Source organism: Streptomyces sp. NPDC001750 (genome assembly GCF_042892615.1).
In the GTDB taxonomy this organism is placed as follows: Bacteria; Actinomycetota; Actinomycetes; order Streptomycetales; family Streptomycetaceae; genus Streptomyces.
Genome location: NZ_JBIAUE010000043.1, coordinates 23,193 through 42,952, shown reverse-complemented (window position 1 = coordinate 42,952; position 19,760 = coordinate 23,193). Strand labels below are relative to the sequence as shown.

General features: G+C 68.0%; 15 protein-coding genes and 4 pseudogenes. 9 read left to right on the top strand and 10 right to left on the bottom strand.

Annotated elements, in window-relative coordinates; genetic code table 11:
- Nucleotides 1–258 precede the first annotated feature (258 nt).
- Both ACFYY6_RS35690 and ACFYY6_RS35685 read left to right on the top strand, forming a co-directional pair.
- Nucleotides 259–375: a hypothetical protein gene (locus ACFYY6_RS35690; protein ID WP_389197371.1), complete on the top strand. Its 117-nt coding sequence runs from the start codon at nucleotides 259–261 to the stop codon at nucleotides 373–375.
- 215 nt (nucleotides 376–590) lie between these two features.
- Nucleotides 591–848, top strand: coding sequence for an esterase (locus ACFYY6_RS35685; protein WP_389197368.1), 258 nt, complete (start codon nucleotides 591–593; stop codon nucleotides 846–848).
- A 232-nt stretch (nucleotides 849–1,080) separates the two neighbouring features.
- On the opposite strand, the gene ACFYY6_RS35680 is transcribed toward ACFYY6_RS35685, so the two are convergent.
- The 5 genes from ACFYY6_RS35680 to ACFYY6_RS35660 all read right to left on the bottom strand — a co-directional run bounded on the left by ACFYY6_RS35680 (nucleotide 1,081) and on the right by ACFYY6_RS35660 (nucleotide 8,072).
- Nucleotides 1,081–2,340, bottom strand: coding sequence for an MFS transporter (locus ACFYY6_RS35680; RefSeq protein WP_389197366.1), 1,260 nt, complete (start codon nucleotides 2,338–2,340; stop codon nucleotides 1,081–1,083).
- Nucleotides 2,319–3,740 carry an aldehyde dehydrogenase family protein gene (locus ACFYY6_RS35675; RefSeq protein WP_351526004.1) on the bottom strand — a complete coding sequence of 474 codons (1,422 nt, stop codon included), beginning with the start codon at nucleotides 3,738–3,740 and terminating at the stop codon, nucleotides 2,319–2,321. Before ACFYY6_RS35675 ends, ACFYY6_RS35680 begins: the two co-directional genes overlap by 22 nt.
- 311 nt (nucleotides 3,741–4,051) lie before the next feature.
- Nucleotides 4,052–5,080, bottom strand: coding sequence for an NAD(P)-dependent oxidoreductase (locus tag ACFYY6_RS35670; protein ID WP_389197364.1), 1,029 nt, complete (start codon nucleotides 5,078–5,080; stop codon nucleotides 4,052–4,054).
- 28 nt (nucleotides 5,081–5,108) lie between these two features.
- Nucleotides 5,109–6,701: an FGGY family carbohydrate kinase gene (locus tag ACFYY6_RS35665; protein WP_388651740.1), complete on the bottom strand. Its 1,593-nt coding sequence runs from the start codon at nucleotides 6,699–6,701 to the stop codon at nucleotides 5,109–5,111.
- Between the two features lie 51 nt (nucleotides 6,702–6,752).
- Nucleotides 6,753–8,072 carry an MFS transporter gene (locus ACFYY6_RS35660; RefSeq protein ID WP_351624292.1) on the bottom strand — a complete coding sequence of 440 codons (1,320 nt, stop codon included), beginning with the start codon at nucleotides 8,070–8,072 and terminating at the stop codon, nucleotides 6,753–6,755.
- Nucleotides 8,073–8,551: 479 nt separating this feature from the next.
- Here ACFYY6_RS35660 and ACFYY6_RS35655 point away from each other — a divergent pair, with 479 nt between their 5' ends.
- Genes ACFYY6_RS35655 through ACFYY6_RS35645 form a run of 3 tightly spaced genes read left to right on the top strand, consistent with a single transcriptional unit; the run spans nucleotide 8,552 to nucleotide 10,418 of the window.
- On the top strand, nucleotides 8,552–9,517 hold the full coding sequence (locus ACFYY6_RS35655; protein WP_351525311.1) for a sugar-binding domain-containing protein: 966 nt from the start codon (nucleotides 8,552–8,554) through the stop codon (nucleotides 9,515–9,517).
- Nucleotides 9,518–9,536: 19 nt separating this feature from the next.
- A complete protein-coding gene (locus tag ACFYY6_RS35650; protein WP_351525312.1) occupies nucleotides 9,537–10,172 on the top strand; it encodes a class II aldolase/adducin family protein in 636 nt (211 codons plus the stop codon).
- A gap of 24 nt (nucleotides 10,173–10,196) precedes the next feature.
- Nucleotides 10,197–10,418: a hypothetical protein gene (locus ACFYY6_RS35645; RefSeq protein WP_351525313.1), complete on the top strand. Its 222-nt coding sequence runs from the start codon at nucleotides 10,197–10,199 to the stop codon at nucleotides 10,416–10,418.
- 110 nt (nucleotides 10,419–10,528) lie between these two features.
- On the opposite strand, the pseudogene ACFYY6_RS35640 reads toward ACFYY6_RS35645, so the two are convergent.
- Nucleotides 10,529–11,532, bottom strand: a pseudogene (locus ACFYY6_RS35640) (IS5 family transposase).
- Nucleotides 11,533–11,948: 416 nt separating this feature from the next.
- Between ACFYY6_RS35640 and ACFYY6_RS35635 the strand changes: the two are divergent.
- The 3 genes and pseudogenes from ACFYY6_RS35635 to ACFYY6_RS35625 all read left to right on the top strand — a co-directional run.
- Complete coding sequence (locus tag ACFYY6_RS35635) at nucleotides 11,949–12,500, top strand: MarR family winged helix-turn-helix transcriptional regulator (protein ID WP_388651743.1); 552 nt, start codon at nucleotides 11,949–11,951, stop codon at nucleotides 12,498–12,500.
- Between the two features lie 106 nt (nucleotides 12,501–12,606).
- Nucleotides 12,607–13,410, top strand: a complete 804-nt coding sequence (locus ACFYY6_RS35630) for an alpha/beta hydrolase (protein ID WP_351525315.1) — start codon at nucleotides 12,607–12,609, stop codon at nucleotides 13,408–13,410.
- 1,431 nt (nucleotides 13,411–14,841) lie between these two features.
- Nucleotides 14,842–15,630: pseudogene (locus ACFYY6_RS35625) on the top strand (TnsA-like heteromeric transposase endonuclease subunit); the annotation flags it as partial.
- 29 nt (nucleotides 15,631–15,659) lie between these two features.
- Here ACFYY6_RS35625 and ACFYY6_RS35620 read toward each other — a convergent pair.
- The 4 genes and pseudogenes from ACFYY6_RS35620 to ACFYY6_RS35605 form a co-directional block, all read right to left on the bottom strand.
- Nucleotides 15,660–16,013, bottom strand: coding sequence for a VOC family protein (locus ACFYY6_RS35620; RefSeq protein WP_351520501.1), 354 nt, complete (start codon nucleotides 16,011–16,013; stop codon nucleotides 15,660–15,662).
- 75 nt (nucleotides 16,014–16,088) lie between these two features.
- Nucleotides 16,089–16,825 (bottom strand): annotated as a pseudogene (locus ACFYY6_RS35615) (IS5/IS1182 family transposase); the annotation flags it as partial.
- 202 nt (nucleotides 16,826–17,027) lie between these two features.
- Nucleotides 17,028–17,531 (bottom strand): annotated as a pseudogene (locus tag ACFYY6_RS35610) (transposase); the annotation flags it as partial.
- 257 nt (nucleotides 17,532–17,788) lie between these two features.
- Nucleotides 17,789–18,547 (bottom strand): DUF3152 domain-containing protein, encoded by a 759-nt coding sequence (locus ACFYY6_RS35605; RefSeq protein WP_351624281.1) that lies wholly within the window; start codon nucleotides 18,545–18,547, stop codon nucleotides 17,789–17,791.
- Nucleotides 18,548–18,906: 359 nt separating this feature from the next.
- Between ACFYY6_RS35605 and ACFYY6_RS35600 the strand changes: the two genes are divergently transcribed.
- Entirely contained in the window at nucleotides 18,907–19,593 is a 687-nt protein-coding gene (locus ACFYY6_RS35600) for a response regulator transcription factor (RefSeq protein WP_351520496.1), read from the top strand.
- The last annotated feature ends 167 nt before the right edge of the window (nucleotides 19,594–19,760 follow it).

The following is a 19,760-nucleotide window of genomic DNA, read 5'->3' as shown; positions in this document are numbered from 1 at the left end:
CGTCAACGTTCTGTGGGCCCTGATCCGTGACCGACGGTGCTACCGGATCACACCCCCTGTCACCGAACCGGCTTGACAACAGCATTGGGAAGCACGTCTACACCTTCATCGCTGACCGGCCCATCCGGCAGCTGAAGGACAAGATCCGTGCCCTGACGAACAGAACGTCGCAGCAGAACCCCAGGGACGTGCTGATCAGGCTCAACCAGATCACGCGGCTGGGCCAACTACTTCAAGCACGCGGTCTGCAAAGCCACCCTGAGTTCCCTGGCCAGCTTCACGTGGCACCGGGTGATCAGCTGGTGGATGGCGCTGCATCGCTGGAAGTGGAAGGACGTCCGCCGACGGCTCACCGACCACAACGGTCGGTGGTAAAGGCCCTCAGCGGACGGGATCGAACTGTTCGACCTCCAGGCAGTGGCGGTCACCCGCTACCGCTACAGAGGCAACACGATCCCTAACCCCTGGACCCGCCTCAACCACGCCTGAACGGCAGAGTCCGTGGAGAGCCCGGTACTCGGAGACGGGTACGCCGGGTTCGGCGAGCGGCACGGAGAAACGGACCGGTAGCAACACCGGCACCGCGCTCCGTGCCGACTCAACAGGACCCCAGACTCCCGCTCGGCCGTATCCGCCTGCGCTGGAAGCCCGCCTCCCGAGCGGGCTGGGATGTCACCGCCCACCTCGGCCTGGCCACCCCCGAGGTCCTCCTCGCCTCCTGGCCCGCCGCCCCCGCCGACTGGCCGCGCCTGGTCCACCCCACCCTCCACGAGGTGACCGGCCTGTGCGCCGCCCTCGCGGTCGCCACCGTCGCCCTGGACCTCTCCAACCGCCTCGCCGAGGTCTGACCGCAACCGCAGAAGGCTGCCCCGCGCGGACCGGCAGGGGCGGTCTTGCCGTACGCCCGCCCATCCGGATCTTGCGTACGCTCATCACCGACGAACGAGGAGGGCACGACGGCCGACGACCAGCAGCTCTGGGGACATCCGGAGGTCGCCGCCCACCTGGGCATCAGCGCCTCCGCCGTGGAACGGTGCGGTCCTGGCCGACGGCGGGGACGGCAAGACACCACACCGGGCCTCAACTGGTCCGGTCAAGCCTCTGCAGTCTCCGCAGACTCAAGGCACTGGCCAGTGGTCCGGGCGCCAGTGAGAGCAAGGCCCAGGGCCATCCGACGTGCACGGCCAGGTGCGGCAGCAGGAGGACCGGTACCGCCGCGAGAGAGTATCCGAGCGCCATCTGCACGGTCAGGGCCGTCCCGACGGCGGTCGGGTCGGAGGAGTCAGCAAGCAACGCTGAGTACATCGGTGAATCCCCGATCACCGATGCCCCCCAAACGATCAACATCACCGCGGTCACTATGTCGGGAAGAAGTGGCAACGCTGGTGCGAGGAGGCAGCAACAGGCCGAGATGGTGACGACTACGGTCGTGACACGGACTCTGCCCCACCGATCGGCTGCGGAACCTGCGCCGAAGCAGCCGATGGCCCCGGCTACGCCGATCAGCAGGAACGGGCCCCATCCCGGGACACCGAGGACAGGGCCCCCCGAACCGGGCAACGCGGCGAGCAACGCGACCGACCATGTCCACAGGCCGTAGACCTCCCACATATGGCCCAGATAGGCCAAGGTGACGAGCCGCTGTCGCCTGTTGCGGAAGAGCTGCCAGGCGGCACCGATCCGTAGTGTGTCGGTCTCGCTTGTGTGCGGGCCGGTCCGAGTCGTCGTCGCCAGCCCGGCTGCCAGTGTCGCGGCAACCGCCGAGATGAGGAGGACACTTCGCCAGCCCGGCAACGGCAGCGTGCGGAGCGCGTGCGGAAGAGCGCTGCCCAACGTCAAGGAAGCCACGACCAGCGCGACTGCCGACCCGCGGCGGGCCAGGGTCCATGAGGCGACGGCCTTCATCCCCGGCGGATACACCGCCGCAAGAGCGATTCCCGTGAGGACGCGCAGAGCAAGGGTCGGCGCGAATCCGATGGGTAGAACCGCAGGCAGCGCTGTGCACGCGGCAGCGATCAGCGAGCCCAGCGGCAGGAGTACGCCCGGGCGTACCCGGTCGGCGACGCGCAGCAGCCCCAGTCCCAGCGCTCCGGCCGCGAACCCGAGCAGGACGCAGCTCGTCAGCCACGAGACTTCGCCTGAGTCGAGGTTCCAGTGCCGCGCCAGCTGCGGCGCCACCGCTGACGTCGCGTACCAGGTGCTCAGTGCCAGCACCTGGACGAGCGCCCCGAGAGTGACGTTCCGTGCGACGGCTCCAGGGCGCAGCCGGTCGTCCATGAGGGCCATGGCCGGCACCCGGGTCGACCGCACGTTGCCGCTCACATCGACAGGCTTGTCCATACCGTCTTCGTCTCGAGGTATGACTCGAGGTTCGCGTGGCCCATCTCACGGCCGTAGCCTGAGGTCTTGAATCCACCGAACGGTGCTGCGGCATCAGTGGCACCGTACATGTTGATGTAGACGGTGCCCGCCCTGAGGAGTTTCGCCAAGCGGTTCGCGCGGGCGATGTCACGTGTCCAGATGCCGGCCGCGAGACCGTAGGGTGAGTCGTTGCCGCGCGCCGCGATCTCCTCGAGGGAGTCGAAGGGCTGGGCCACGACGACGGGACCGAAGATCTCCTCGCGTACCGCTGCCATTGTGTCGTCGACATCGGTCAGAACGGTGGGACGCAGGAAGTATCCGTCCGCGTCGACGCCAGCCGGGGCTACTGCACCGGCGGCGGCAGTCGCGCCACCGGTGAGCGCGCCGTCGATGTAGCCGCGGACTCGGTCGAGCTGGGTTCGACTGATGAGCGGACCGAGGTCGGTGCTCGGATCGAGCCCCGGTCCGACGCGCATGCTGTCAGCCCGTTCGGACAGGGCGCCCACGACGTCGTCGAAGCGGGAGCGTTCGACGTAGAGGCGTGAACCGGCACTGCACGACTGGCCGGAGTTCGAGAAGATCGCCGATGCCGCGCCGGCCACTGCCTCCTCGACAGGAGAATCGGCGAAGATGATGTTCGGACTCTTCCCGCCGAGTTCCAGCGTCACGCGCTTGACCTGTGCGGCCGCCTTCTGCGCCAGGTGGATCCCGACACGGGTGGAACCCGTGAAGGCGATCTTGTCCACGAGTGGGTGTTCGACGAGTGCCTCGCCTGCTTCCGGTCCGTAGCCGGGGAGGATGTTGAGAACACCGTTGGGCAGTCCGGCCTCGAGGCCCAGTTGACCCAGGCGGATCGCGACGAGCGGGGTGTTCTCGGCGGGCTTGAGGACGATCGCGCACCCGGCGGCCAAGGCGGGCGCGATCTTCCAAGCCGCCATGAGAAGAGGGAAGTTCCATGGAATGATCTGCGCGACGACACCAACGGGTTCCCGCTCGGTCCGCACCATGGTGTCGGGCACGGACACCGGAATGGTGTTTCCCTCGATCTTGCTGGGCCAGCCCGCGAAGTACGCGAAGTGCTTGATGGATAGTTCCACGTCGTTCTGGCGGGCGGAGCTGCGCACCTTACCGCCGTCGAGTGCCTCGAGGTCGGCGAGTTCTTCGGCGTGGGCCTCGAGCAGAGCGGCGAAGCGCTCGATGATCCGGCCGCGGTCGAGGGCGGACATCCGTCGCCATGGTGAACCGGGTTCCATCGCCGCAGCCGCGGCCCGCACGGCGCGGTCTACGTCGGTGACTCCTGCCGCGGCTGCGGTCGCGATCTGCCGGCCCGTGGCGGGGTTCAGTACGGGGATGGTGCCGCCCTTGTCAGCCGGTACCATCTCGCCGTTGATGAGGAGCCGCGGTGGGGCCTGGAGCAGAGCCGAAACGGCTGGGCTGATGTCGGGTGTCGTGCCGGCGTCTTCGATGACGCTCATGTCTGGCCCTCCTGAGGCATTGCGTTGCGGTAAGTGAGCGGGTGCGGGCGCCTTACGGCCTCGTCCACGATTGTCAGCGGCGTCGCGGTGTCTGGGACCTCCGCCTCCGGCGTTGTCGTCAGTCCCCGACGCTCCGCGTCGACTCCCTCCTCCGCCTTGGATTCGAAGGCCCCAGACGCCGCTCCTTCCCCCACTGCCAATCGTGGACGAGGTCGTTAGCGCGCGGTGGTCGGCTCGAGCACGGTGGGGTTGGCGATCGCGGGGGGCCGCTCACCCGCCACCCACGCGCGCAGGCCGCGTTCGGCGATCTTGGAGTGCTCGGTCACGACGTCGTCGGAGGCGCCGCCGATGTGAGGGGTGACGGTGACATTGTCGAGGCTGAGCAGCGGATGGTCGGCGGGGACCGGCTCGGTCCAGAACACGTCGAGCCCGGCTCCGGCGATCCGCCCCTCGGCGAGAGCGTTGACGAGCGCGTCCTCCTCCACCACCGCGGCGCGCCCTGCATTCACCAAGTAGGCATCCGGACGCATGAGCCGCAGCTCCCGGTCACCGATCAGCCCGATGGTGGACTCGGCCAGCGGGACGTGGACGGTGACGATGTCGGCCGTGGACAGCACCTCGTCGAGTTCGACGATGCGCGCCTGGTCGCCGAACGCGTCGGACGGGAGGAACGGGTCGTAGACGACGACATCCATGCCGAAGGCCCGGGCCCGCTGCATCATCCGGCGCCCGATGGCGCCACCACCGAGGATGCCGAGGGTGCGTCCGGACAACCCGAGCCCGCGAAAGGTCGAGTAGGGCTCGAACACGTCCTCGGACTTCCATGCACCGCTGCGCAGCCAGCGTTCCGCCCGGCCGGTGTGCCGAACGGTCATGAGGAGCAGTGTGAAGGCGAGATCCGCGGTGACGTCGGCATTGCGGGCCGGGGTAGTCAGGACGGCGATCTCGCGTGCAGTACACGCTTCCACGTCGACGTTGACCGGGTTTGCACGGCAGGACACGACGACCCGCAGCTCAGGTGCCTTGTCCAAGGTGGCTTCGTCGACGACGTCGACCTCGCACACGAGTGCGGTCGCGCGGGCGAGCTGCTCGTCGAGTCCCCTGGTCGCCAGCGATGTGCCGGCCAGAGAGGGCTCGATGAGTTCGACGTCGAAGACGTCCTCGAGCAGTTGGGCTCGAGCATGGTCGAAGGGCGCGGTGACCAGCAGGAGTGGGCGGGCGCTGCGGGTGGTCTGGTTCGACATGAATTTTCCTTGATTTCGTAGTCAGGGATCAGGTGGTGGTTTCGGGGGGTGCGTCCGCGGAGAGGGCGGCCGTGGGTTCGGACGCGGGGCTCGCGTCGGCGGCGTGTGCGGCCGCCTGCACCGCCCGCAGGTCCGGCCAGTGGCGTCGCACGGCGTCGCGGACGTCGCGGAACACCTGGGCCTGGGCGTCGTGCAGGGCTCGCAGCCGGGGATCTGCCTCGAAGGTCTGAGCGTCGTCGCCGAACTGGGCCAGCGCGGCGGGAAGGTCGGGTGCCGCGCCGACAGCAACGAGGGCGAGCGCGCCCGCACCGCGGGCGCCGAGTTCGGCGAAAGTGGAGCGGACGATGCGGCGACCGGTCACGTCGGCGACGATCTGACAGACGACCGGCGATTGCGCCCCGCCGCCGCAGAGCCGGACCGTCGCGTCAGCCTTGATGCCCAGTACGTCCATGCATTCGCCCAGGGACAGAGCAATGCCTTCGTAGACGGCGCGCAGCAGTTCTCCCGGGCTGGTGCGTACGGTGATGTTCAGCCATGCCGCCGAGGCCGCGGTGTCCACGAAAGGCGCTCGCTCACCGCTTACGCCCCCGTAGGGTAGGTAGAGCACCCCCCTGGCCCCGGCCGGAACGGCGTTGACGAGTTCTTCGATCTGTGACCATTCCAGCCCGGCCAGGCCTGTGGCCTCTCGCGCCCAGTCGAGGTTGGGGGTGCCGTTCATCGGGGCGAGGCACTCGATGACCTGAGTTCCCTGGCCCAGGTTGAGGGTGATGACCGGTACGTCGACGGGCGCGCTGACGCGCTCCTGTACGGCACCGACGAACGCGGTGGTGCCGAGGATCGCGTACGCCTCGCCCGGCCCGACGACTCCCAGGCCGACGCCGCCGGCCGGTGTGTCGACCATGCCGGTCGCAACGGGCAGACCGACGGGCAGGCCGGTCTCTCGCGCTGCTTTCTCCGTCACTCGGCCGCATACCGCATCGGGTGGGAACAGGGGCGGCAACAACCGACGGAAACCGCCGTGGCCCAGGCCTTCGATGAGCTCCTCAGAGTAGCGCCCCGTGGCAACGTCCAGGTAGGTGCGCGAGGCCTCGGAAGCATCCGTTCCCACAACTCCCGTAAGTTGGAAACGGATCCAGTCCTTGCAGTTGAGCTGCGTCGCCGCGCGGGTGAGGAGTCCGGGATCACTGTCCTGCAGTTCTTCCAGGAGAACGGGCAGGGCCCCCGGGAACAGGGCCGAACCCGTCGTGCAGCGGACCAGTTCCCCGCGCCCGTCGGCCTCCCATCGAGCCACCCGCTCGGCAGCTCTGCCGTCCAGCCACAGTACGGCTGGACCGGCGGGACGTCCGCCGGCGTCCACGAGCCACGCACCGTCGCCCTGGCCCGTCACGCTGAGCCCGAGCAGCTCGACATCACCGGCTTCGGCCAGTGCCGCGCTGATTGTCTGCCCGACAGCGGACCAGACCTCGTCCATGTCCTGTTCGGCGTAGTGCGGTTGCGGCCGCCGGATACGGACCGTCGATCTGGCGGCCCCGAGCACGTCACCCGTCGTGCTGATGACGACGGACTTCACCGACGTCGTGCCGGCGTCGATGCCCAGCACGGCCTGGACTCGGCTTCTCATCGATACCTACTCTCTCCGTTCGAGTTCTCCAGCGGATCAGCCTGCGGCGGGTTATTCAGAGATGACCCGAGTGGCAACCGGGGGAGCTGTATCGACCTGTGGACCGTGCCCCGGGGCTTCGACGCCCGCCTCACGCAAGAGGAAGGTGAGGAAGATCCCGACGATGTAGAGCGCCGCGAGAATCCAGACAACCGGCCCGACACCCAGCGGCCCGACCAGCGCCGCCACGGCGGGGCCCCCGAAGTTGCTGAGGCCGGCACCGAGATTCAGGACCGCGACTGCGGCCGCCTTGTGCTGCGGAGCCAGGAGCGGGACGACGGCTGACAGCGGGACGTACATGCCCAGCGCGAGACCGTAGACGATGCCCAGGGCCATGATGACGACGTAGTTCGCACCGACCGCCTGCGGCAGGTAGTAGAACCCGAGAACGGTGATCGCTGTGGCAGCTCCGCCGCCCCAGGCGATGACATTGATGCGGCCGAACCGGTCGGAGGCGTAACCGGAGATGAGGTTCGCGGCCACGTTCGCCGCAAGCATGGTGCCCCAGATCGAGGACCACTGCGACTGGCTGAAGCCGACCGTCTTGACCATGTACACGTTGAGGAACACGGCGAACGAGTAGTACGAGATCGTGTTGATGAGGCGGACAGCGCCGCCGACACCGACCTTCGGGCGTTCCTTCATGATGGCGATGCCGCGCTTGAGCCCCTCGATGGTCTCCGCACGGGTGACTCTGCGCGCGCCGGCCCGGGACTTCACCAGCACTGCGATCATGAGGGCAGCGACCGCGACGAATACCAGCGACGACCACAGGGTGGCCAGTTCCCCCAGCGGTTCGACAGCGACGGCCACGAAGTACCCGCTGATGACCCCCAGGCCCATGGCGTTGAAGAACCAGTACCAGCCGACGGCTTTGCCCATGACCGCATCGGGCGTCTCCATGGTGACCCAGACAAGAAATCCGTAGGCGAAGAACGGGTAACCGATGGCACGAATCGCGTAGGTCGCGATCATCACCGGGTAGTTCTCCTGCATGACGCCGAGGGTCAGGAACGCGAGTTCCAGCACGATCCACAGGCACGCGCCGATGAGCATCACCCTTCGCGGGCCCCAGGCCTCGGCCAGTGCGCCGGCCAGCCAGGCGGCGACCGCCACGACGATGCCGTAAGCGCTGAACAGCCCGGCGACCTGACCACCACTGAACCCGCGTTCCTCCAGGTAGGTCGACAGGAAGCTGAGTTCGATCCCGTCGCCGACCATGAACAGCATGAGGGCGATGAAACCCCAGAGCAGGACCCGGGAGATTCCTTGGTTCGTAAGGGCATGCGTCCACCGGCTCTGCGGCTGCGCAACGCCGTCCTGCGTCGTCATAGACTCCTCCTTGAGCCTGAACATTTGTACACTCGGTGAACCGGTGCTCAAACATCATGACTCCGCCGCCTGCGCTGTCAAGGTGCTTCTTTCGCTTTCGTGATGCGAGTGGTGCTCATTCGCCACAGCCGGGTGCGAACGCTTACAGGCGGCAACCCGTACCGATGAAGGGGCCGTGGACCGGGACCGGGAACGCTGCTCGGGGGCCGTGACGGCGCGCACCTCGGAGTCGACCGGCTTGCGCCGACCCGCTCCGTCATCGCCCGTATTCATCGGCGCACCACCGGCGTCGGCGTCCACGGAGCGCGGCTCTCCAGTACCGGTCTCGTGCGTCGTCGGGGCTGGGCCGGACAACTCTCCCGGCTTCGCGCAGAGCCTCCTGGCTTGCGGCAGCAATGGCCCGTGCTCCACCGAAGATCCATCGGACAGCCTTGCGCTCCGCAGTGCGGCCGGGCATCATGGTGAACGGAGGTGCAGCGGTGCGAACAAATGCTCACGATCCGTTGCTCGGCAAGGCGGCCCGGCTCTACTACGACCACGGCCTCACCCAAGCCGAGATCGGTGAGCTTCTCAGCCTGTCCCGGGTGAAGGTGACCAGAGTCCTTGCCGAGGCCCGACGCGCCGGCATCGTTGAGATCACCGTTCACAGTGACGAGCGTCCCTTCGCCGACATCGAGGCAGCCCTCGTACGCCGGTTCGGCCTGCAGAGCGCATGGGTGTGCCCCAGCCTCGGGCCCGGTGAGGAGCGGTCACCTTCGTCGCTCGGCGTGACCGGGGCGGAGGCCCTCGCCTCGGTCCTCCCGCACGTCCAGCGAGTCGCGGTCGGCATGAGTACGGCCGTCGCGGCCAGCGTCGCCCATCTGCGTTATCAGTCCGACAGCGCCGTCGAGGTCGTGCCCTTGGCGGGAAGCCGCGGCGGGCGCTCCAGTGAAGCCAACCCACACGAGGTGGCTACCACTCTCGCCCGCGTCGTCGGCGGCACGGCATACCACCTGCCCGCCCCGCTACTGGCGACGGCCCCCGAGGCAGCCGCCGCCATCCGCGGGCTCGACGAGGTCCAGGGCACTCTCGATGCCGCAGCCGCAGCCGACGCTCTCGTCGTGGGCATCGGCAGCACGGCCCGCGTCGCCCAGGCTCTTCGCCGCTCGGTCACCGAGACCGAGTTCGCGACTCTCCGGGAGCTCGGCGCTGTCGGAGACGCCTCCGCCCGCTTCTTCGACGCGAACGGTGAAGCTGTCGACGGACCGATCGACAAGCGTGTCATCGGACTGACCTTGGAACACATGCGGGCGATCCCCACCCGAGTGGGGATCGCAGGCGGCATCGAGAAACACATTCCCTTGTTCACCGCGTTGGAGACGGGGCTCGTCAACATCGTGGTGACTGACATCGACAGCGCTCGCGCCCTCCTCACCCGCCCCGTCGCCAGACCCGTGACGGCCTGAAATACTCAGAGGAAACACGATGAAACACCCCACCACAGTCGAGGGCCTGTTCACCCAACTCGCAGAGGTAGGCCGTCTGGCCGTGGAACGCGGCTTCGTGCTGGCCAGCGGCGGCAACCTCTCCGCGCGCCTGCCCGGCAGCGACACCTTCGTCGTCACCGGCGCCGGCACCTGGCTGGACCGGCTCGGCAAGGACGACTTCACGAGCATGACCCTGGCCGGGGACGTCACAGGCGGGGCCGAACGCCCTTCCAGCGAATGGAAGCTGCACCAGCGCACCTACCAGGAGCGTCCGGACGTCAATGCCGTGATACACCTCCATCCCCAACACACCGTCCTCCTCGATGCCCTCGGTCACAAGATCCGGCTCGTGTCCCTCGACCACGCGTACTACGTGCGCTCCATCGGCACCGTCCCCTACAACCCCAACGGTTCGGACGAACTCGCGGACACCACAGCTGAGCAGGCGAAGACGCACAACTGCGTCATCCAGTCCCACCACGGCTGCTCCGCGCACGCCGAGGACATCGGCATGGCGTTCCGCCGCATCATGAACCTTGAGGAGGCCGCAACCGCGACCTACAGAGCTCTTACGCTGGGTGACCAGAAGACAACTTTCCCTTCAGAGAGTTTTGCGGCTCTGCACCACGCGTAAGCAGCGCCCCACGTTCCCCACGAGATGCGTGCCGGGTACAACGGCAGCGCCAGTTCCTTCCAGCGGGTGCGGGCCCGCAGGACGCCGGCCCGCGGCACGCCGAGTTCGGCGGCCATGTCGAGCACCTGCTGCAGTTCGCCGTCGTTGCGCCGGGTCATGATGACCACGTCGGACGCCTCAAACCGCGAGCAGGCCGCCGCCGTCAGCGGCTTCGTCCTGGTGTTCTGGAGGTTCGACCCCCTTTGAGCCGGAGGCGGGCGGCGGATCACCTCTGTCCGCTCCCGCTCCCGCAGCCGGGCGGGAACCGGACTGGGACTACCTGGCCCGGCGCTGCTGGGGTCTGTGTGATGTCGCGATCAATCGACTGCTCGTAAGAGGTCTTCGAACCAGATCGTCGAGGCGCGGAGTTCGAGGCCGGCGAGGTAGCTTTCGGGCGTCTTGTCGTAGCGTGTGGCGATGCCGCGCCAGTCCTTCAGCCGGTTGATCAAGCGCTCGACGGTGTTGCGCTCCTTGTAGAGGGCCGCGTCGTGGCTGACAGGCCTGCCTCCTCGGCTGCCCTTCTTCTTGCGGTTGGCGGCCTGGTCCTTCTTCTCCGGGATCACCGCCTTGATGCTGCGTTTCCGCAGGTAGGAGCGGTTACCGCGGGACGAGTAGGCCTTGTCTGCCGCGACGGCACCCGGCCGGGTACGGGGCCGGCCGACCGGCATGCGGACGCGGATCTCCTTCAGCACGGGGATGAACTGCGGGCTGTCTGCGGCCTGCCCGGCAGTCAGGACGAACGACAGCGGCCGACGCTTCTGGTCGGCTGCGAGGTGAATCTTGCTGGTCAGTCCACCGCGGGACCTGCCGAGCAGGGCTTCCTTCAAGCGGAGCCTGTACCGTCGCCGGACGCGTCGCCGCTCTTCCCGCTCGGGGCCGCTCCCCTCTCCTTGCCCGTTCTGTCCCGTCTCGCCGCCCCCTTTTGCCGGGCCTGTTCCTCCTCTGCGGCAGCTTCCACCAGGGCGTCCATGACCTCCTTGCCGACGCGCATCCCGGCGGCGTCGTGGTGACCACGGACGGTCGTGGAGTCCACGCTGACCAGGGACAAGTCCGCCTTCCTCTGCCGGGCGGCCTCGGTAATCAGACCTTCCAGAAGGGCGGTGAAGACGCCGGCGTTCCGCCAGACCCGGAAGCGTCCGTAGACGGTGGCCCAGGGCCCGAACTCGTTCGGCATCTCACGCCACTGGGCACCGGACCGGAACCGCCAGATCACCCCCTCGAACTGATCCCGCAGTCGTTCGGGGTACGGGCCGTACTCGCCGATCGGCAGATACGGCTCGATCAACTTCCAATGCTCACCGGTGAGTTGCCTGCGCGTCATAACCCTCGTTCCTACCGGACCCACCCTCCCAACGGATCCGCATCGGCAAGACTGATCACCACATCACACAGACCGTAGGACCCCGGATCGACGTTCACCAGCCACCCCGGGTCGGCCAACCGCCCGCCCCCACCGCATCCTCACGGCCCAGGTCACCACTTCACAGCCCAGGTCACCACGTCGAAGATCGTCGGCCATGACCGCCACGCCATCCGATCCCACCCCACCAACTACCCTCCGTTTCTTGCGCCGTTCAGGCAGCCGTCGACGAGCCCGGCCCCGCGAAGTCCGGGTCAGGTCAGACTGGCAGCATCTAGATGTGCTTACAAGTATTAATCTGGCATTTCGCCCGTGGAGATCGCATCGCGAGGGAAATAATGATTGTGAATGCAGGTTTCTGAGGCTAGGTTTACGTCATGTCGAGCGAGCAGAGAGCGTCCACACTTGGCGCGGATGCGGCGATCGCGGCGCTTCCGGCGTTGGAGGACCTCGGATCCGACACCGGGCGGCGCGGTGTTCCGGCGGAGGCGGCGCACAGCCATCTCTTCTTCTGGATCACCCAGGTTGCGGGGCGTCGGGATCGCCTCCTGACCCAGGAGTTCCGGCCCTACGGAGTACGCGTCGCGGAGTGGCGGGTGCTGCTGTCCATCGCGATGCGGCCGGGGATCTCCCTGAAGGAGGTGGCCGAGCACGCCATGATCGACCAGACGACGCTCACCCGGATCGTGGAGAGCATGGTCCGGGCGGGACGGATCGTTCGTGGTTCCGATCCGTCCGACATGCGCGTGACACGGCTCGACCTGACCGAGACCGGCGACGAACTCTTCGAGACGCTCTGGCCGATCGCCGACCGGATCAACCAGTCCCTCTGTACCGGCCTGCCCGACGGAGCTGCGCAGCTGATGTGTCACGGTCTGCGCGAGGTCTGGCGGGGTATGGAGCGCACGGCGCCACGAGGAAGGCGATGACGGTGACAGCGGGGTTCACACACCACGACGCGGTCTCCATCACGCCATGGAGACCCCTCAATGACGTGATGCTCACGTCAACCACGGGCGGAAGGAGCCCACTACGATGCCCTATGCCGACCTGACGGATGTCCGGCTGTTCTATACGGACGAGGGCGAGGGCGATACCGCCGTCCTACTGGTTCACGGCTGGGGGTGCGATTCCCACGACTGGAGCTGGCAGATCGGCCCCCTGGTGGACGCCGGCTTTCGCGTGATCGCGCCCGACAACAGGGGTCACGGACGCTCAAGCGTTCCGCGCGAAGGATTCGACTCGACGGACTTCGCCACAGATCTCGCGGGATTGGTCAGCCTCCTGCGAGTCGGCCGAGTCATCGCGGTCGGCCATTCGCAAGGCGGGGCGATCGTCAGCACACTCGCCGTCGAGCATCCCGATCTCGTCGCAGCCGCGGTCGTCGTGGATTCGCCCTATGGCCTACCTGACCATGAGGCATCCGGACGATGGCAGCCACTCATCAACGCACTGGGAACCGACAACGGGCTGGAGCAAGTTGCCGGCGCGCTCGCCGCGGCAGAAGGCAAGCAAATACCCAATGCCCTGAGGAAATGGCATCAGCGGCGAGTCCTGGGCGCAGCCCCCGAGGTGATGCGGTCCATATTGGAGGCATTCCTGACGGAGGGATCCGTCGCAACACGTTCAGGCGCCGACGAGTACCTGCGGAGAAGGCGATGCCCCGTCCTCACCATCCACACGCATCCGGCACAGGCCGCCTGGGAGGAAACGACCTTCGCCGACCCCCGCAGCCGGTCCCTCCACTGGCCGGAGGCCGGACACTGGCTCCACCAAGAGCGAGCCGACGACTTCAACGACCTCGTCCTGAGGTGGCTGACAGACCTCCAGACCAGCTGACCGGACGCGGCAGCATCGGCGGGAATCACCCAGCGCTGGAGCCGAGCAAGCCGTCGGCCTTCTTGAAGGAGATGTTCCCGCCACCTGATTCTCGTTCTGCGATGCGACCGACCAGCGCCTTGTACTGCGGCGCACGGCGCTTTTCGTTCACCCAGCGGCTGCGGTGACCGTCCAACGGACCGAGATGCGAGGCGAGGGCCTCGCCCGCATCCTCGGTCGGGGCATCGACGGTGGTGATTCACCCTCACTGCGGGCGCCCGTCATGGGACCGGCAAAGCCTTCCGCGGCGCGAGGAACGAAGGCGGGATCGGCGGGCCCCAACGCTCGATCTCCTCCTCGCCCATGGTCTCCCCCAACGCTGTCGGCCTGAAGGTCGCCACGACACCGAGGCCCCACCGCAGCGGCAAGGACATCTTCCTGGGTGCGGGTTGCGCATGTCTGAGCACGGTGCAGCCAGGACACATCGTCCATGCCGGGAACGCGCCCTGTCAGCACGTGTTCCGACTCCCCTCGAACCCGTCCGTCCCGGCCATCACCGTGAGCGCGGGAACCGGAGCCGCCCCCTTCCGCACCGCGATCGCGGACCGTGCCGCGTCGCCTCGGCCCGGCCGGGCTCCCCTCATGTGCTGCTTCGGCCGTGACCACCCGGATGTGGACTGCCTGCACCGGACCGAACTCGAGGCAGCGATGGCCGCAGGCGCGGTCAGCCTGCGGCCGGTCTTCTCCCAGTCCTCCGAAAACGGCGACCGGTTCATGCCGTGTTGTCGTCGGCCGTCGCCGTGAAGCCGAAGGCTCCGGTCCACAGTGGGGATGCCTGCCGGATGAGCCGGCCGGGGTCCGCCCGACGGTGCGCCGTCAGCCGGGCGCTCTGGCGCGCCCGCGCCCACCGCGAGGCGCACCGGGGATACGCGAGCCGCGCTGACGTGCTCGGAGCCGCATGGCTGGTCACACGCCGGACGCGGGCGCCGGTGAACGTCGGCCCGCTCCCTCGCGTACAGCCGCCCAGGGCAAAGACCCCGAGCGGCTGTACGCGGTGAGGCGCAGGGGGGCCGCTTCCGTGTCGGACATCCGTCGCGCTCGTCGAGCCGGTGTGGACGCGATCAAGGCGCGGGTGGACGCCGTGGTGGGAGTCTCGGCCGAGGTGTGGGAGGCGACGGCGGCGGCCCGGGCCCTCCTGCGGATCGACGCGCCGTCCCCGGCCGCGTCGGGAGTCAGCGCCGGCTGCCACCATGCCGGCCGCTCACCGCGGCAGCACGCCTCGCAGAGCCCGGCCGACCGCTGCTGCCCGCAGTCCTCGCACGGTGCGGGTCCTCGCACGGTGCGGCCTGACGGGCCGCGTCAGCGTCGGCTGCGGCTTCACGTTCCCGTTCCGCCCGCGCCTGGTCGGCGGGGAGTCGCACACCTGGCCGCCCTGCCGGAAGCCGACTCGCGATGGAGGGGTTGCTTTGCCCGGCTGTGCTACCGGCCGCATCGCTTCCCAGTTCGTTCACCGCTCATCGGGGCAGGCGGGTGTGTTCGGCTCGGCTAGCGGCGATCCGCTCACGCGCGAGCGTACGGGCCCGCTCGGTGTCACCACCGCTGAGCCGGGCGAGGATCGTCGCGAGCGGCCTGATCCGGCCCCAGCCGCCCCAGTGGCCCTCGGGGATCTCGGAGGTGGCTGGGGCTTCCAAGGGCCAGAAGCACTGCTCGGGCACCTACTGGTCGGCGACTATGCGCGACCACGTGATCCACGAGTCGCGACGGGAAATATCGCGGTTGCTCTTCGCTGACTTCGATCCGTCTGTACGCGGCATCGTGGCCCAGCCCTTCCTTCTGAAGACGGTGCTGGAAGGAAAGGTCCGCCGGCACATCCCGGACTGTCTCCTGCTCACCGGGCAGGTTCCGGTGGTTGTCGACGTCAAGCCGTTGCACCGGTTGTCCAAGCCGGAGGTGGAGTTCACCTTCGGCTGGACCCGGCGGGCGGTCGAGTCGCGGGGATGGGAGTACGAGGTCTGGAGTGAGCCTCCGGCCGTGGAATTGGAGAACATCCGGTTCCTGGCGGGCTACCGCAGGGACTGGTTGTTCAGCGCCGAGACTCTGGAAGAGCTTCGGGATGCGGACCTCGACGGTCTCCGTCTGGGGCAGGCCGCAGGCTGTCTGCCCGATCGCCCGGATCACGAAGTTCGTTCTTCTGTCAACCATTTGCTCTGGACGCAGGATCTCGTCACCGATCTCGACCGACCGCTCGGCCCTTCGCTGCCCGGCCCCGCTCAGCTCTTCCGCTCACCCAGGACACAGAATTCGTTGCCCTCCGGGTCGAGAAGGGTCACCCAGTGCTGCTCGTCCTGCACGGTATCGGCGCGCCGGGCACCGAGGGAGAGCAGCCGGGCGACCTCGGCCTCCTGGTCGTCGGGTCGGAAGTCGGGGTGGAGCCGGTTCTTCGACGTCTTGCCCTCGGGGACAGGTACGAAGAGCAGGCCCGGCATCCGGTCCGGCTCAGGCCGGATCTCGATGATCTCCTCAGATTCGTCGACCACAACCCAGCCGAGAGCCTCGGCCCACCAGCGCCCGAGGGAGATGGGGTCGGAGGAGTCGACGATGATCTGTTCCCATTCCAGTGCCATGGGCGTGAGCATAAACAGGGTCGGCTGGCTGCCAGGGCTGGGGGTGACTGCCGTCGACCGCCGGTCCGGTGTGCGGCGGTGGTGCCACTGGGTACTGGTGATGCCGTTCGGGCAGGTCACATGCTGGTTTGTCCCAGTCGATGGTGGAGGCGTCCTGCCCGTAGGTGGCCTCACCAGGGGCCTGGGCGACGGTCACCGGCGCCAGTGGCCCGTGCAGAGCGACGTCATGGTCGATGCGGGTGGCGGCCAGGGCACTGGAGTTGGTGTAGTCGGCATCGACCCAGTAGTTCGTCCGGCAGCAGGCCCCGTGCGGCGAGGCCGGTATGGACGACAGCGGTCATTCCGGTCGTCGGGGGCGGTAGCGACGCTCGTGGTCACGTTCGTGACCAGATGCACCGTGTCGGCCTCGCAGGTCTCGTGAGATGGACCTTGTAGCCGTCCCGCATCGTGTCGCGTTTGATGCTGCCGCGAGCCTCGACGTCATACGGGGTGACCAGGCGCTTCCGGCCGGCGGTCTTTTGGGTCCCGCCTTTCCACCTCGCCCTCCACCATGTGGAAGTGCTGTACCCACACCTGCCGCAGGATCTCCACCTGCGGCAGCGCCCGCAGCGCGGCGGGCGCGTCGTCCGCCCAGCCATGCGCAGCAGACACATGCCGTCCGTCCCAATCCGGCGGCCCACCTCAACACGCTTGGTGCGGGCCTTGGGGAAGCGGGACTCCTCGATCCGGGTCGCGTAATGCGTGAACCAGGTCGGCAGAGCACGGGCGCGGAGCCAGTCCGGCTCGGCCTGGGCCACCGCGTTCAGCGCCTTCTGTAACGACCTCGTCCACGATTGGCAGCGGCATCGCGGTGTCTGGGACCTCCGCCTCCGGCGTTGTCGTCAGTCACCGACGCTCCTTCCCCGAGCTCTCAGCTGCTTTCGAGCAGGGGAGACCCCATCCGACTCCCTCCTCCGCCTTGGATTCGAAGGCCCCAGACGCCGCTCCTTCCTCCACTGCCAATCGTGGACGAGGTCGTAAGGTCTCGCCGACCAGCTCCAGCCAGTTCAGTTCACGCGCGAAGGACAGCACATGCGTGGAGTCCGTCCGCGCTTTACCGCCGGCCGCGACCAGCCCCCGTTCCTGGGCCGCGACCAGGATCGTGTCCAGGACACGCGGTCCGGCATCCCCGCCGACCAGGCGGTCCCTGAATTCCGAGAGCACCGGGAAGTCGAAGCCCGAATCGGTCAGCTCCAGCCCCAGCGCGAACTTCCAGTCGATCCGGGCCCGCACCGCCTCAGCGGCCTGCCGGTCGGTCAGCCCCTCGACGTACTGCAACACCAAAACCATTGCCAGACGCCCCGGCGACCAAGCGGGTTTCCCTCGTGTCGGGAACAGATCCGCGAACTGCTCGTCCGTGAACAGAGCACCCAGCTCATCCCGGACCCGGATCGCCAGGCCTCCCTCGGGGAAGGCCGCGCGAGCCACCCGCGCCGTCTCCACCGGGATCTCCCCCGGCTCCCGCGGCTGCATCGACATCGACACCCTCCCTATACGACAACGTCGGCTCCCAAGACCACAACAAGGTCTTGGGAGCTGACGTCACGCGAAGGCCGGGATTAACCAACAGCGTCCCAGTGCTGGTCTCCGGCCCCTGTGACGATTTCGCCCGGATTTCCCCCCTCCCCGATCAGGTGGGGAACTGGGAAACCGATGGGAAATCGATCAGGCAGATCGCTGCAACGTGCTGCACGAAGATGCGACGAACTACACGAACACGCATGCTGCGTTGCAGGTCACGTCACGTGCGGCCCGGAGACGAGGCGACCGTTCTCGTCATAGGGCCAGGCGTTGGCGACGCATCCGTGCAGACCCTTGATCTGCTGCATCATCACGGGAGCCAGTCGCCCGGGACCCGCGCAGGTCATGTGCGTGTGGCCCAGGAAGTGTCCCATCTCGTGGTTGATGATCAGCGCCCGGTAGTCATGGATCGGACCGTCGAACGTGGGCGAGCCCTCGACCCAGCGTTTGAGGTTGACCACCACCCCGTCGGGGACCTCGCAGTTGTATTCGCCCTTGGTGTCCTGGCGGATGCCCGCCCAGCACAGAGCGTCCGCCGTTCCCGGTGTCGCGATCTTCACCGTGAGGTCGTGGGGAGCTCCCGCGCCCACCAACTGGAAGGAGTAGGCCTGGTTGCGGGTCCATCCCCGGGGAGCGGCAAGTATGTCGGCGATCTCGTTCGCCGCTTGGGCCGGCGCGATCTCGAGCCCGGCCTCGACCTCCACCACGTAGCGGAGCAGGCGCGGTCCCCGACCGACCTTCGCGCCACCGGCGTCCGCGGTGACGAACGAGCCGGTGCCCCTCGAAGGGACATCGATCTCGGCAGGGAGCTGAGCGGCCGTCCGAGTGGGCGTCGGAGTGGGCGTCGGGGCGGGCTCGGGGGTGATGCGCACCGTGCTCCGCGGGCGCGGTGCACCGCTCGGCGCGTCACTTCGTCCGCTGTCCAGGAGGTACGGCGTCGAGCCGAGCAGGCCGACGACCATCAACGTGCCCATCAGATAGCTCCGCGACCGGCGGCCCGTCGGAGTGCTCCGGCGGTGGGAGGACCGGCGCGGAGCGACCCGACGGTGGGAGGACCGGTGCTGACGGCCACCGCGGTGGGAGGCCGGGGCGCTGCCGGTGGGTGGTGCGGATTCCCGCTCTCGTGCCGAATGCATGGCAGCTCAGACTGGTCGTTGCAGATGATCACCATGAGCTCGGATGATGACGAAATGGCAACGGTGGCCTGCCGGTGGCTCTCGCGGCCCGGGACCGGACCGTCGACACCCCGGCCCGTTGTGATCATTCGGTAACAGCGCTCGCGAGGCGCTCTTTCCGGGACGGTCGCCTCACCCGATCGGCCTACACTGGCGAAGTGTCACGAGTCCTGATTGTCGAAGACGACCCAGATGTCCGTATGGCCGTCCAATTGGCGCTACGGCATCAGGGGCATGACGTATGCGCCGCCGGAACCGGTGAAGAGGGATTGGAACAGCTCCGCCGCTTCCAGCCCGACGTCATCGTGCTCGACCTCATGCTGCCCGGCATGTCCGGCCTCGACGTGTGCCGGCGGATAAGGGTTCGCGACCAGGTGCCGATCATCATGGTGACGGCCAGGGGGGACGACATCGACGTGGTCGTGGGGCTGGAGGCCGGTGCGGACGACTACGTGGTCAAGCCCGTGCAGGCCCGGGTGCTCGACGCGCGCATACGGGCCGTGCTGCGCAGACAGGACGCGTCGGTCTCGGACGGCCTCCGGCCCCGGCCGGAGTCGCACGGAGAGCTGGTCATCGACCGGGCGGGGCTCGTGGTGACACACCGTGGCGAACCCGTCACCCTCGCCCCCTCCGAGCTGCGACTGCTGTTGACCCTGTCGGCCTCGCCCGGCCAGGTGTTCAGCCGCCAGCAGCTGCTGGAAGCGGTCTGGGAGCACAGCTACCACGGCGACATACGGCTCGTGGACGCCTGCGTGAAGCGATTGCGCGGCAAACTCGGTGAGGGCAGGGATCCCCGGTACGTGCAGACCGCACGCGGCTTCGGTTACCGCTTCGGCATCTCGTGAACGACCGGAGAACCGTACAGGCAGGAAAGGCCGTACGCGGACACGAGGCCGCGGCGGCCGGGCAGGACGCCGGCAAGGGGCGGTTCCTCGGGACGGTCCTGGCCCGAGTCCCGCTTCCGCTGCGGGGGCTGCGCCCCCGGCTGGTGGCGGCCTTCGTCCTGGTGACC

Excerpts from the sequence above, each read along its gene's own strand:
- ACFYY6_RS35605 (WP_351624281.1), bottom strand. The coding sequence starts at position 18,547 with ATGGGCACGTTGATGGTCGTCGGCCTGCTCGGCTCGACGCCGTACCTC.
- ACFYY6_RS35680 (WP_389197366.1), bottom strand. The coding sequence starts at position 2,340 with ATGGACAAGCCTGTCGATGTGAGCGGCAACGTGCGGTCGACCCGGGTG.
- ACFYY6_RS35630 (WP_351525315.1), top strand. The coding sequence starts at position 12,607 with ATGCCCTATGCCGACCTGACGGATGTCCGGCTGTTCTATACGGACGAG.
- ACFYY6_RS35650 (WP_351525312.1), top strand. The coding sequence starts at position 9,537 with ATGAAACACCCCACCACAGTCGAGGGCCTGTTCACCCAACTCGCAGAG.
- ACFYY6_RS35675 (WP_351526004.1), bottom strand. The coding sequence starts at position 3,740 with ATGGTACCGGCTGACAAGGGCGGCACCATCCCCGTACTGAACCCCGCC.
- ACFYY6_RS35645 (WP_351525313.1), top strand. The coding sequence starts at position 10,197 with ATGCGTGCCGGGTACAACGGCAGCGCCAGTTCCTTCCAGCGGGTGCGG.
- ACFYY6_RS35620 (WP_351520501.1), bottom strand. The coding sequence starts at position 16,013 with ATGGCACTGGAATGGGAACAGATCATCGTCGACTCCTCCGACCCCATC.
- ACFYY6_RS35665 (WP_388651740.1), bottom strand. The coding sequence starts at position 6,701 with ATGAGAAGCCGAGTCCAGGCCGTGCTGGGCATCGACGCCGGCACGACG.
- ACFYY6_RS35660 (WP_351624292.1), bottom strand. The coding sequence starts at position 8,072 with ATGACGACGCAGGACGGCGTTGCGCAGCCGCAGAGCCGGTGGACGCAT.
- ACFYY6_RS35635 (WP_388651743.1), top strand. The coding sequence starts at position 11,949 with ATGTCGAGCGAGCAGAGAGCGTCCACACTTGGCGCGGATGCGGCGATC.
- ACFYY6_RS35670 (WP_389197364.1), bottom strand. The coding sequence starts at position 5,080 with ATGTCGAACCAGACCACCCGCAGCGCCCGCCCACTCCTGCTGGTCACC.